General features: G+C 71.3%; 9 protein-coding genes. 4 read left to right on the top strand and 5 right to left on the bottom strand.

Going from position 1 to position 13,253, the window contains the following annotated elements:
- Window positions 1-53 precede the first annotated feature (53 nt).
- The 3 genes from CLT72_RS23745 (at window position 54) to CLT72_RS23735 (ending at window position 3,481) form a co-directional block, all read left to right on the top strand.
- A complete protein-coding gene (locus CLT72_RS23745; protein WP_101413660.1) occupies window positions 54-425 on the top strand; it encodes a YciI family protein in 372 nt (123 codons plus the stop codon).
- Window positions 422-1,645, top strand: coding sequence for an RNA polymerase sigma factor (locus tag CLT72_RS23740; RefSeq protein WP_101413659.1), 1,224 nt, complete (start codon window positions 422-424; stop codon window positions 1,643-1,645). The genes CLT72_RS23745 and CLT72_RS23740 overlap by 4 nt, the downstream gene beginning before the upstream one ends.
- Before the next feature lie 594 nt (window positions 1,646-2,239).
- Window positions 2,240-3,481 carry an acyltransferase family protein gene (locus tag CLT72_RS23735; RefSeq protein ID WP_101413658.1) on the top strand — a complete coding sequence of 414 codons (1,242 nt, stop codon included), beginning with the start codon at window positions 2,240-2,242 and terminating at the stop codon, window positions 3,479-3,481.
- A 142-nt stretch (window positions 3,482-3,623) separates the two neighbouring features.
- Here the strand turns inward: CLT72_RS23735 and CLT72_RS23730 are convergent, their stop codons facing one another.
- Window positions 3,624-5,144: a DHA2 family efflux MFS transporter permease subunit gene (locus CLT72_RS23730; RefSeq protein WP_158242065.1), complete on the bottom strand. Its 1,521-nt coding sequence runs from the start codon at window positions 5,142-5,144 to the stop codon at window positions 3,624-3,626.
- Window positions 5,145-5,259: 115 nt separating this feature from the next.
- On the opposite strand from CLT72_RS23730, the gene CLT72_RS23725 reads away from it, so the two are divergent.
- Window positions 5,260-5,631, top strand: a complete 372-nt coding sequence (locus CLT72_RS23725; RefSeq protein WP_089003762.1) for a YciI family protein — start codon at window positions 5,260-5,262, stop codon at window positions 5,629-5,631.
- Window positions 5,632-5,845: 214 nt separating this feature from the next.
- On the opposite strand, the gene CLT72_RS23720 is transcribed toward CLT72_RS23725, so the two are convergent.
- The 4 genes from CLT72_RS23720 to CLT72_RS23705 form a co-directional block, all read right to left on the bottom strand.
- Window positions 5,846-6,325, bottom strand: a complete 480-nt coding sequence (locus tag CLT72_RS23720) for an SgcJ/EcaC family oxidoreductase (protein ID WP_101413656.1) — start codon at window positions 6,323-6,325, stop codon at window positions 5,846-5,848.
- Between the two features lie 100 nt (window positions 6,326-6,425).
- Window positions 6,426-6,881, bottom strand: coding sequence for an SgcJ/EcaC family oxidoreductase (locus tag CLT72_RS23715; protein WP_101413655.1), 456 nt, complete (start codon window positions 6,879-6,881; stop codon window positions 6,426-6,428).
- Between the two features lie 25 nt (window positions 6,882-6,906).
- Entirely contained in the window at window positions 6,907-7,371 is a 465-nt protein-coding gene (locus CLT72_RS23710) for an SgcJ/EcaC family oxidoreductase (RefSeq protein WP_101413654.1), read from the bottom strand.
- A gap of 371 nt (window positions 7,372-7,742) precedes the next feature.
- Entirely contained in the window at window positions 7,743-13,067 is a 5,325-nt protein-coding gene (locus tag CLT72_RS23705) for a type I polyketide synthase (protein WP_250101825.1), read from the bottom strand.
- Window positions 13,068-13,253 lie beyond the last annotated feature (186 nt).

Here is a 13,253-nt window from a genome sequence, read left to right as displayed (position 1 = left end):
CCCGTCGGTTTCGGCACAGTGGTGGGATAATGGGCGAGACCCATGGAGGTACCGTGAAGTATCTACTCCTGATCACCCATAATCAGCAGACACGGAACGCCTGGCAGAACATGTCCGAGGCCGAGCGCGAGTTGGGCCTCAAGGCTCATGCCGCCCTGGGCGACGAGCTGGCCCGGGCCGGCGAGCTGATCGTGTCGGAGGCGCTGGCCGACCAGAGCCACGGCAAGCGGGTCCTCGTGAAGAACGGCAGAGTGACCACCACCGACGGCCCATTTCCCGAGGTCAAGGAGTACCTCGCCGGGTTCTATCTGATCGAGTGCGACGGCATCGACAGCGCCGTCGCGCACGCCGCCCGGATTCCGGAGGCCGCCTTCGGCCAGGTCGAGGTACGCCCGGTGCTCGGCGCCGGGGCCACGGGACGGTGAGCACCGCCACGGATGTCGAGGACCTGCTGCGCGAACACGCGCCACAGGTCCTCTCCGCGCTCGTCCGCCGTCACGGTGGCTTCGACACCTGCGAGGACGCCGTGCAGGAGGCGCTGCTGGCGGCGGCGGTGCAGTGGCCGGCGGACGGTGTGCCGGCCAACCCCATCGGTTGGCTGACCACCGTCGCCTCCCGCCGCTGGACCGAGCTCTGGCGCAGCGACGCGGCCCGGCGGCGCCGCGAGCGGACCGCCGCCGCGCTGGCGTCCCCGGGTGCCGGCCCGGTTCCCGAGGCCGACGACACGCTCGCCCTGCTGATGCTGTGCTGCCATCCGTCGCTCACCCGGGTCTCGCAGGTGGCCCTCACCCTGCGGGCCGTGGGTGGGCTGAGCACCGCCGAGATCGCCCGGGCGTTCCTGGTGCCCGAGTCCACCGTCGCCCAGCGGATCAGCCGCGCCAAGCAGCGGATCCGGGCCAGCGGGGCCGAGTTCCGGATGCCCTCGCCGGCGGAGCGTCCCAAGCGGGTGGCTGCGGTGATGGAGGTGCTCTACCTCATCTTCAACGAGGGCTACACCGCCTCCTCCGGGACCGCCCTCAACCGGACGGAACTCACCGCCGAGGCCATCCGCCTGACCCGGCAGCTGCACGCCCGGCTTCCCGACGACGGCGAGGTGGCGGGGCTGCTGGCGCTGATGCTGCTCACCGACGCCCGCCGGCCGGCGCGCACCGGCCCGGACGGCGCTCTGGTCCCGCTCGCCGAGCAGGACCGCTCGCTGTGGGACAGCCGGGCCATCGCCGAGGGGATCGCCCTGATCACGAGGACGCTGGCCACCGCACCGGTCGGTCCGTACCAGATCCAGGCCGCCATCGCCGCCGTGCACGACGAGGCACCCCGGGCCGGGGACACCGACTGGCGGCAGATCCTCGGCCTGTACGACCTGTGGCAGCGCATCGCGCCCGGTCCGATGGTCGCCCTCAACCGGATCGTCGCCGTCGCCATGGTGGAGGGCCCGCACGCCGCGCTGCGTCAGCTCACGGCGGCGGAGGCGGACCCGGCCCTGGCCGGCCACCACCGGGTGCACGCGGTCCGCGCCCACCTGCTCGACCTCACCGGTGATCGGCAGGCCGCCCGCACCCACTACGAGCTGGCCGCCCGGGAGACCCTCAGCCTGCCCGAGCAGCGCTACCTCTACTCGCGGGCCCGGAACGCGACCAGCGGCTGACCCCCGCCCGCAGTCACCCGCCCGGTCGGCCCGACCGCGTCCCCGCCGCCGGATCGCGGATGTCAACTCCGCAATTGCGGAGATGTCCGCGCCCCCTCGGTCAGTCCAGGATGGACGCGGCAGGTCGGTGTCGTATGCGACCGGGGCGCCGCCGCCCCGGCGCCGAAGAGCCGGGTCTGCTCGTTGACGACATCCGACGACGGGGGCGTGCTCTCGACTGGAGCCTATTCTCGGCAACGGGCGGAATCCGGCTTCGGCAATAAGCCGGGCCGCTATTCGACGCGTCTTCATTCGGCGGGCGGAGGGCATTTCCCGGCTCGTTCCGCAGCGCTGTCCCTGGCCTGCGCCCAGCTGTTATCCGGATGGCGTCGGTAATCGTCCTGACGGTCGGAAGACACTCAACGGTATCGAGGATTATCTTCCCGGACGCGACCGCGTAATCTCCCCCGCAGCATTCAGCTAGCGTCGGCCGCCCCGCTACTCACGGCCGCACGCGGCACCGACCGGACTGCCCTGTCGGGACCGATCGGCAACCGGTACGACGTCACGTAAACGGAGGCCGTCCCGGCAAGATTGGATAGTGGAGAGCAGAACATGGCCATCCCCACAGCAAATGTCCCCAGCACCGCCACCGGCGGCGCCGAACGGCTCCACGCGCTCGACGCGGTACGGGCGGGAGCTCTACTGCTCGGAGTCGTCCTCCACGCGACACTCTCCTTTCTCGAACCGCGGACCTGGGTGGTGGGCGACGTGTCCACCAGCCCGGCCATGAACGGCGTCTATTTCGTGGTGCACGTCTTCCGGATGACGCTGTTCTTCCTGATCGCCGGCTTCTTCGCGCGAATGTTGCTGCACCGCCGGGGCGCCGGCGGCTTCATCCGCAACCGGGCGGTACGGATCCTCGTGCCCTTCGTCGTCTTCTGGCCGCTGATGATGGTCTCGACCGTCGTGGTGATCATCTGGGCCGCCAACCAGGCCGGCGAGGAGGTGCCGGGTCCCACGCCCATGACCCCGAGCACCTTCCCGTTGACCCACCTGTGGTTCCTCTACTGGCTGCTCATGCTCTACGTGGCGGCGCTTGTCGTGCGCGGGATCGTGGTGTCGCTGGACAAGGCCGGCAACCTGCGCTCGCGGGTCGTCGACCCGGTGATCCGGACCATCGTGAAGAACGACCTGACCCCGGTGGTGATCGGGGCGCCGCTCCTCGTGGCGTTCCTGCTCAAGGACGACTGGGAGATCTGGTACGGCGTTCCGCCGGCGGAGAACGGCGTCGTCCCGAACCCGGTGGCGGTGGTCGCCTACGGCACGGCCTTCGGCTTCGGCTGGCTGCTGCACCGGCAGATCGACCTGCTCCGCTTCTGGGAGCGGCGCGGGCTGCGCAACCTCGCGGTCGCCGTGGTGCTCACGGGCGTCGCGCTCGCGATGGCCGGCACCATCCCGCCCGACGGGGCCGAGCCGATGGGGACCAAGAAGATCGTCTACGCGGTCGTCTACGTGCTCGCGATCTGGACCTGGACGATGGCGCTGATGGGGCTGGCGATGCGGTACCTGTCCAAGCCCAACCCGGCCATCCGTTACGTCTCGGACGCCTCGTACTGGATCTACATCATCCACCTGCCGGTGGTCATGGCGGCGCAGACGGCCGTCGCCCAGGTGGGCCTGCCGTGGTTCGTCAAGTATCCGCTGATCCTGCTGGTCACCTACCCGCTGACCCTGGTCAGCTACCGCTACCTGGTGCGCTACACCTTCATCGGGCGCCTGCTCAACGGGCGTCGGCGCAAGGGTGCGGCGGCTGAGAAGGCGCCGGAGACGACGCCACCGGTGGCCGCCCACTGAGCCGGCACCCACCGAGCGAAATGCCCCGCCGCGTTCGCGGCGGGGCATTTCGCGTCGCGGGCCGGGCGGCCCCGGCCGGCGGGCCGGACGCGGCGCCGGGAGATCCGGAGGCCGCGACCGGTGGACCCGGAAGCCGCGGTGCTCAGTGACTCGGCGTCGGGTCGCTGGCGACCTGCTCGGGTTCGCTCTTCCGGGGAGCCCCGGTCAGCTCCGGAGACACGGTGATCCGCTCCAGGGCCAGGAGGACGACCACGGCGCAGACCAGGAGCACACCGGCGGCGATCCGCAGCGACAGGGCGTAGCCCTCGGTGGCGGCCACCGCGGGCGCCGCGCCCTCGCCCAACTGGCTGTTGCCGAACCGCAGGGCCAGCGCGACCAGGACCGAGAGGCCCAGGGCCCCACCCACCTGCTGCATGACGTTCTGCATCGCCGACGCCAGGCCCGTGTCCTGGGTGGTGACCTTCCACAGGGCGGTGTTGGCGGTGCCGGGCATGGCCAGTCCGAAGAAGAGGCCCAGCACGATCATGCCCGGCATGATGCTGGCGGTGTAGGTCGCGTCGACATCGATCATGCTGGTGTAGATGAGGCCGGCCGAGGCGCCGACGAGACCGATGATGATCACCGGCTTCACGCCGAGCTTCGGGATCATTCCGGTGGACAGGCCGACGCCGAAGGCGATGCCGAGGCCGACCGGGATGAAGGACAGCCCGCCCTTGAGCGGCGAGTAGCCGAGCACCTGCTGCTCGAAGAGGGTCACCAGGAAGGTGAACCCGAAGAACGCGCAGGACAGGGCGAGACCGACCAGGTAACCCACGGCGCGGGTGCGGTTGGCGAAGAACCGCAGCGGGATCAGCGGCGCCGAGGCGCGCGCCTCGATCAGCACCATGAGCCCGAGCAGCGCGACACCACCGAGCAGCGGCACGAGCACCTGCCAGGCGCCCCACGACCGCTCGGCGGCCTGCAGCAGGCCGTAGACGATGGCCACCAGACCACCGGTCGCGGTCAGCATGCCGGTGAAGTCCAGCCGCTGGCCGCGACGCTCCATCCTGGTCTCCGAGACCAGCCGGGGCACCATGATCAGCGCGAAGATGGTGACCGGCACGTTGATGTAGAAGATCCAGCGCCAGCTCGTGTCGTTGGCGATGAGGCCACCGACCACCGGCCCCAGGGTCCCGGCGATGCCCGACAGACCACCCCAGATGCCGACCGCCTTGACCCGGTCGGCCGGCTCGGAGAAGAGCAGGAAGACCATGCCCAGCGCGGCGGGGGCCGCGATCGCCTCACCGACGCCCTGGAGGAAGCGGCTGAAGATCAGCATCTCGGAGTTCAACGCGGCGCCGGACGTGACCGAGGCGACGGCGAAGATCACCACACCGGTCATGAAGATGCGCCGACGGCCGAACAGGTCGGCCAGTCGGCCGCCGAAGAGCAGCAGACCACCGGCCATGAGCACGTAGCCGTTGACGACCCAGGCCAGGCCGGCCCGCGACATCCCGAGATCGTCCTGGATCCGGGGCAGAGCCACGTTCACCACGGTCATGTCGATCACGAACATGAACTGGACGAACCCGAGCAGTGCGAGCGCGCGCCACCGGCGCGGATCCGTGCCCTCCCCGGGCGCACTCGGCGCGTCGTCCCGGCGCGGTGTTGTACCGGTGCTCATGTAGACCTCCCTCGACGTCGGCGCACTTTCAAGTGCATCCGTCTGCATGTCGAAGCTGCGGGATCGGTTTCGACATGGGGGTGGAAGGTCCGTCCAGCCCCACGGGAGGCAAGCAATGAAGTACATGATCCTGATCAACCACAACAAGCAGACCCGGGACGCCTGGCAGAACATGTCCGAGGCCGAGCAGGCGGTGGGCATGAAGGCGCACATGTCCCTGGTCGGGGACCTCTCCGAGTCGGGCGAGCTGATCGTGTCCGACGCGCTGGCCGACCAGAGCCAGGCCAAGCGGGTCCTGGTCAAGGACGGTCAGGTGAGCACCACCGACGGCCCCTTCCCCGAGGTCAAGGAGTACGTCGCCGGCTTCTACCTGATCGAGTGCGACAGCCTCGAGAAGGCCGTCGAGCACGCCGCCCGGATCCCGGAGGCCAACTTCGGCATGGTCGAGGTGCGCCCGGTCCTCAGCGCCGGCGGCCCGGACATGTGACGTCCGTCCGCACCGCAGGGGCCCGCGGCACCACGTGCCGCGGGCCCCTGTCCGTCCGCGGCGGCCACCCCGGGCGTACGGCGCGTCGGGCGGAGCAGCCGCACGGACGGGGTGGACACGACGGGGCCGTGGTGACGACTCTGTGCAGCCGTCACCACGGCCCCGCTGCGGGTGTACCGAGCCGGTCGGCACGCGGGCACCGACCGGCGACGGATCAGCTCTTGACCGGGCTGCTCTGGTGCGACACCAGCCTCACCTGGCCGTCCGGCTGCCGGACGATCACCCAGGTGGCCCTGATGAGGTTCTCCGACGCGATGTCCGTCTCCCCCGCCATGATGATGCCGCCCTCGGTGACGACCATGGCGACGTCCTCGGAGAGGAACCTGACCTCGATGGGCCAGCCCTTCACCCGCGCGCCCTTGAGGCCGCCCGCGAAGCCCTGGGCCATGTACTCCCGGATCTCCTCACGGCTGACCAGCTGGTTGTCCTGCATCAGCAGGCTGCCGTTGTCGGTGAACACCTCGGCGAACGCGTCCGCGTCGTTCGCCGCCCAGGCCGCCTGGACGCGCATGCACGCCGTCAGCGCCGCCTTCTCGTCCGGGGCGGTGAACTGACCGTAGTACGAGGTGTCCTCCTGGACACCGGCCTTGGCGAGCAGCGTCGAGGCGTCGCCCCACCGTGCCTTCGTAATCATGGACCCTCTCTCCTGTCGTGACTGTCCCGGTGGTGACGGCGGTCGATGCCACCATCGAAAGATCCGTTCCGGAAATGACCCGGTGCGGTCCGCGTACCGGTCAGCCCGTCACCGGGCTGCTCTGGTACGAGACGAGCCGCCAGTCGCCGTTCTGCTTGACGGCAACCCACATGATGCGGATCCGGTCCGCGTCGCCGAGCGATTCCTGACCGTCCGGAATGATGCCGCCGTCGGTGATGGCGATGGCGACGGAATCGGTCAGCATCCGGATCTCCCGGACGTCGGTGACCATCCTCGACCCCTTGAGTCCGCCGGCGAATGCCTCCGCCATGTACGAGTGGATCTCCTCGCGGTTCATCAACTGCCGGTCGCCGGCGAGGAAACTGCCGTTCTCGACGAACATGTCGGCCAGCGCCCCGGAGTCGTTGGCCGCCCAGGCGGCGCGGAACCTCAGCGGCGCGGTGAGGACGGCGCCCTCCTCACCGTTGGAGTAGTCCCCGTACAGGGTCGCCCACTCCTTGGCCCCGGCCACGAGCGCTGCGGCGTCGTTGCTCATCCTGCTCTCCTTCTCGTCGGATCGGTCACCAGCGCAGGGTGGCACCATCACCGCGCGGGCTGTTCTGGTAGCCGGCGAGCTGCCACTGACCGTCCTTCTTCACCGTGACCCAGGTGGACCGCACGGCCAACTCGGGCGCGATCTCGGCCTGCCCGGCCGGGAGGATCCCGCCGTGGGTACGGATGAGGGCCACGTCGTCGGAGACGATGCGCAGGTCGACGGGGTTGCCGGTCACCCCGGTGCCCTTGAACGGGCCGGCGTACGCGGCGGCCATGAACGAGCGGATCTCGTCCCGGCCCTTCTTGTAGACGTCACCGGGAAGGATGAGGATCCCGTCCTCGGTGAAGACGTCCGCCACGCCGTCGGCGTCGTTGTGGGACCACGCCCCCACCAGGCGCAGCGGCACGCTGAGGACCTCCTTCTCCAGATCGCTGGTGAAGGGCCCGTAATAGGCGTCGAGGGAATTCTTCTGAGCAGTGGTCGTGGACATTTCGGTGGCCCCTTCTCCTATAACGAGATGCGAGACCGGACAGCGCCGGTCGGCCGACGTGATCCGTTTCTCCACCACCATCCTCACGGCTGTGGTGGGAACGGACACCTTTCTGCGTGCGAACCGTATGGCGGGGAGGGAGGAACCATTGTTCGGCCAATGCCGACGCGCACGGCAGCCATTGAGCCGACCGGCCGCAGCGACGGCTCCGGCACCGGTCCCCCCGGCGTCGTGCCGGCCCGCGGCGTACGCGAAGGTCTCCGGTGGAGGGTCGCGTTCGACCCTCCACCGGAGACCTCGCTACCTGTCGGACTCCGGCGCGCGGAGCTCGTCAGGTCGGTGCGGGCCCGGCACGGACCCCGACGGGGGCCCTAGGCCGGGGCTCCGGCCGCACCCGCCGGGACGGGCTCGGCGTCGGCGGCCGGCCGGAGCGCGTCGATGATGTGCTCGGCGAGCGCGGTGATGGTCGGCTTGTTCCACAGGATGTTCGGCGGCAGGTCCAGCCCGTAGCGGCGCTGGAGCCGCACCCGCAGCGCGACCGTCATCACCGAGTCCACCCCCAGTTCGACCAGCGGGCGCCGCAGTTCGAGGTCGGCGGGGGCCAGGTTGAGTTCGGCGGCGGCCTGCTCGCGTACGTCCGCCGTCACCTGCGCCCGCAACTCCTCCTCCGGCAGGCTCCAGTCGACGACCGGTCCCTGCGCCTCGACGTCGCCGGTCTCCGACCTGGTCGCGGTCAGCTCCCGCAGCATCGGCATCCGGGGCGCGTTGGGCGGCGTCGGCAGCACCCGCAGGATCGCCTGGTACGGGGTGTCGAACCGGTCCGCGAACGCCCAGGCCCGGAACGCCTCGGTCACCGAGACCGCGTCGAGGCCCCGCGAGTTGGCCTCCATCATCGTGGTGGAGATGGACTGGGACATCCCCACCCCGCGCCACGACGTCCAGCCGAGACTGGTCGTCTCGTGGTGCCCGCTGGCGTGCCGGTGGGCGGCCAGCGCGTCGAGGAACGAGTTCGCCGCCGCGTAGGTCGTCTGGCCGGTCAGCCGGGTGAACTGCCCGCAGGAGGAGAACATCACGAAGAAGTCCAGCGCCCCCGGGGGGAAGAGCCGGTGCAGCACCATCGCACCGTGCACCTTGGGGCCGAGCACGTCCCGGAGCCCCTCCCGGTCGACCTTGTCGACCATGGCGTCGCGCACCACACCCGCGGCGTGCACGATGCCCCGGACCGGCGGCATCCCGTGCGAGGCGGGGTCGAGGGCCGCCGCGACCTCGTCGGCGTCGGTGATGTCCAGCGCCAGGGCGCGGACGGTGACGCCGAGCGCCTCGAGTTCCAGCACGCCCTCGATCTGCCGGCGGGTCTGGTTGTTCTGCTCCCGGCCCCACTCCGCGCGCGGCGGCAGACCCCGCCGGCCGGCCAGCAGGATCCGGCGGGCGCCCCGGTCGGCCAGCCAGCGGGCGACCATCAGGCCGAGCACACCGAGGCCACCGGTGATCAGGTACGTGTCGGTCGGCCGGCACTGGAGGGCCGCCCCGTCCGAGGGCCGCTCGATCTGACTCAGCCGGGCCACCGACACCCCGTCCGTTCGGACCGAGATGACGTCCTCGCTCCCGCTGAGCTGCCGGAGGACCAGCATGATCTTCGCGGCGGTGTCGCCGTCGACGGCGTCGACGTCCAGGACCCCGCCCCACATGTCCGGCTGCTCACCCGCGATGATGCGGGCGATCCCCCACATCGGGCCGTGTGCCAGCGCGCTCTCCGCGGCGGCGTCCCGGACCCCCTGGGTGACGGGCCACAGCCTGGGCAGCGGAGCACTCGGGTCCCCGCTGGCCGCCTTCGCCTCGATCAGGGCCTGCGCGGAGCGGATCAGTGTCCAGCCGCAGCGCTCGGCCGCCTCCTCGGGTGCCTCGTCGGGCTGGCCCGCCGCCGGCACCACCAGCACCGCGTCCAGCTCGGAGACGGGCAGGAAGGCGAGGTCGTCCGGCGTGGCGACCTGGCGGGTGTCCAGCCCCGCGCCGATCAGGCGCGCGGCCAGCCCGTCGGCACCGGCGCCGGTGCCGACCACGGCCAGCCGGGTCAGCTCCTGCGCGATGCTGTCGTCGGTCAGCTCCATCGGGCGCCATACCATCTCGTGCACCAGCTCCCGGGGCGCCGCGACCGAGCTGTCCTCGTCCGAGATCGCCGAGAAGCGCAGCCCGCGTACCTGGCAGACGATCCGGCCGGTCTCGTCGGCGACGGACACGTCCACGGTGTCCTCCGGCGAGCGGGGCGACCGCACCGAGTGCACGGTGATCTTCGCCGGCGGGTCCCCCCGGAAGACGACCGAATCGATGTGCGAGGACATCCACTGGTGCCGGGCGTACTCGGGGGTCACCAGCACGGCGCTGATGGTCAGCGCGCCGTCGATCACGTGCGCCCAGCTGGTGGCCCGCTCCGCCGGCGGCGGCACGATGGTGATCTCCGCCAGCTGCTCGGTGCCGTTACGGCGCAGCTCGTGCACGTCCCAAGGGAAGGCGTACCCGCCGACGCCCATCCGCCGGAACATGTCGTCGACCCGCTGCCACGACCACTCCTCCGGGCAGCGGGCCTTGACCGCGCCGCCGTCCACCCGTCCCTCGACCAGGTCCGTGCTCCAGTCGATGGTCGCGGTGGAGTGGGTGATCCACTCGTACTCCTCGTCCTCGCTCGCGCTGTCGCCCTGACCCGCGATCCGGGTCGCCAGCCGGGCGGTGTTCTCCGACAGGACGATCTGGACGATCCGCGGCGGCGCCACCGCCAGCGGCGTACGCAGCACGATGTCGGCCAGGCCCGGCAGGCGGCCGTCCTGCTCCGCCGCCAGGGCGAAGCTGTTGATGATGACGGCGGCCGGGGTGATCTCGACGTCCACCACCTCGTGGTCCAACGGGTACGGCCGGCTGTCCATGTCGAGGTGGGTCTGCCACACCTGGCGCGGCGGCGCCCCGCTGACCGTCATCCGACCACCGAGCAGGCTGTGCTTGTCCGGGTCGTGGCCGCCCCCCGGGCCGGCGTCGGCGTGCGCCTCCGGGAAGATCCAGTAGGGCCGGTGCTGCCAGGCCATCGCAGGCAGGTCGACCAGCTCACCGGCCGGGTGCTCCCGTGACCAGTCGATCGCCGCCCCGTGGCAGTGCAGCTCGGCGAGGCTGCTCAGCAGCGTCTCGGTCTCGTTCGTCTCCCGGCGCAGGGAGCGGATGACGGTGGCCTCCTCCACCCCGGCCCGCTCCAGGCTCTCCCGGATCGAGTGGGTCACCACCGGGTGCGACGAGATCTCCAGGAAGAGCCGGTGGCCGTCGGCGAGCGCGGCCTCCACCGCCTCGGCGAACCGCACCGGCTGGCGGAGGTTGGCCGCCCAGTAGTCGCTGTCCCGCGCGGCGGTCGACCGCGGGTCCGTCATGGCGGTGCTGTAGAGATCGACCCGGGCGGGCCGGGCAGTCAGTTCGCGGGCGGCGTCGGCGACCTCCGCCACGATCGCGTCGACGTGCGGGCTGTGGAAGGCGATGTCGGTGTCGACCCGCCAGACCCCCAGGCCCTCGCCGCGCCACTCCTCGGTCAGCCGCTCGACGACCTCCCGGTCACCGGAGACGACGGTCGACTCGGGGCTGGCGGAGATGGCGGCGACGACGTCCGTACGCCCGCCGAGGCGCGACTGCACGTCGGCGAAGGAGAGGCCGACGAGCGCCATGCCGCCCTGTCCCTGGAGCCGCCGCAGGGCCATGGCCCGCCGGCAGGCGAACCGTGCGGCCTCGATCATGTCCAGGCTGCCGGCCGCGACGGCGGCCGCGATCTCGCCCACCGAATGGCCGATGACCGCACCGGGGGTGACCCCGTGCCGCCGCCACACCTCGGCGAGACCCACCTGCGTGGCGAAGGTGAGCGCCTGCACCTCGTAGCTGCTCCACGGGCCTCCCGACGTGAGGGCCTCCCGGGGGGTCCAGCCGATCTCGTCCCGGAACACGTCGGCCAGGGCGTCGATGGTCTCGGCGAACACCGGCTCGTCGCGCAGCAACTGCTGGCCCATGCCGGGCCACTGCGACCCGTGCCCGGAGAAGACCCAGACCACGGGGGACGACTCGCCGGCGGCGACGCGTGCCGTGACCACGCCGGGCGAGCACTGCCCGTCGGCCAACGCGCGGAGCCGTTCGGCCAGTTCCCGGGTGGAGCCGGCGACCACGGCGGCGCGCTGCGCCAGGTGCGAGCGACGCTGGGAGAGGGTGTGCCCGACCGAGGCCAGCGCGACCGTCGGGTTGGCCTCCAGCCAGTCGGCCGTCCGGGCGGCCATCCCGGCGAGCCCGGCCTCCGACATCGCGGACACCGGGAACACCGTCAGCCCGCGCTGGCGGCCGGCCCCCTCGGACGCGTCCGTCGGCTCGGCGGTGACCGCCGGCGCCTCCTCGACGATGATGTGGGAGATCGAACCACCGACGCCGTAGCTGGAGACCCCCGCCCGGCGCGGTTCACCGCCGGTGGGCCAGGGCTTCGGCGCGCCGACCAGGCGCAGCCCGGAGCCGACCCAGTCGAAGTCCGGGTTCGGCTCCCGGTGCAGGCTCGGCGGGATCTCCTCGTGCCGCAGCGCCAGCACCGTCTTGATCACCCCGGCGATCCCGGAGCCGGCCTCCACGTGGCCGATGTTCGGCTTCACCGAACCGATCAGGCACGGGTCGTCGGCCGGCCGGTCGGCGCCGAAGACGGCGGCGAGGGCCTGTGCCTCCTCCCGGTCGCCGACCGGCGTGCCGGTGCCGTGCGCCTCGACGTAGTCGACCGTCTCCGGCGCGATGCCGGCCCGCGCGTAGGTCCGCCGCAGCATGTGCTCCTGGGCGGTACCGTTCGGGGCCATCATGCCGTCGGAGCGGCCGTCCTGGAAGACGCCGCTGCCACGGATGACGGCCAGCACCCGGTCGCCGTCGCTCAGGGCGTCCACCAGGCGCTTCAGCACCACCACGCCGGCGCCCTCGCCGCGGCCGTAGCCGTCGGCATCCTTGTCGAAGGCCTTGCTCCGCCCGTCCGGCGCCGTCGCGCCGGCCGCGTCGAGCGCGACGAACAGCGCCGGGGTGGCCATGATGTTGATGCCGCCGACGATCGCCACCGGCGACTCGCCCTCGCGCAGGCTCTGGCAGGCCATGTGCAGGGCGGTCAGCGAACCGGCGCAGGCGGTGTCGACGGCCAGGCTCGGCCCGCGCAGGTCGAGGAAGTACGAGACCCGGTTCGCGATGCCGTAGTAGGTGGTGCCGTTGACCGCGTACGCCCCGGTGCGCGGAATGTCCTCCAACAGGCGCCGGCCGTAGTCGTTCGAGTTCGCGGCGACGAAGACCCCGGCGTCGCTCCCGCGCAGCGACATCGGCGGGATGCCGGCGTCCGCGAGCGCCTCCCAGGCCAGCTCCAACACGATGCGCTGCTGCGGATCGAGGAAGTCCGCCTCGCGGGGAGAGATTCCGAAGAAGTCGGCGTCGAAACCCTCGATGTCCTTCAGGAACGAGCCCAGGCGGGTCGTCCGGCGCATGATCGCCGTCGCCTGCGGGCTGGTTGAGGCGTACGGCTCCCAGCGCTTGTCCGGCATCTCGCTAACGGCGCTGTGGCCGCCGGCCAGAAACTCCCAGAACTTCTCCGGGGAGTCAAGGTCGGGGGCGAATCGACAACTCATGCCGACGATGGCCACCGCGTCAGAAATCTTCCGATCCTGGCTCACGTCCAGGCTCCTCTCCCAGTCACCCACCGGATCCGCTTGCAGGATCGAATCCATTGATTACCACCGTTCGAAATTGTCATCGGTTCCGCCGCTGTCAGAGCCACGGAAAGCGTCGGTGCGGTGGCCGCCGGCCGGTGGGCGGTGCCACCGGGCCCGGTGGCACCGCCCACGCTCGCACCGGCCGCG

The sequence above is a fragment of the Micromonospora sp. CNZ309 genome (assembly GCF_002846525.1).
The sequence above is the reverse complement of the archived record's forward strand: the minus strand, read 5'-3'. Positions and strand labels throughout refer to the sequence as shown.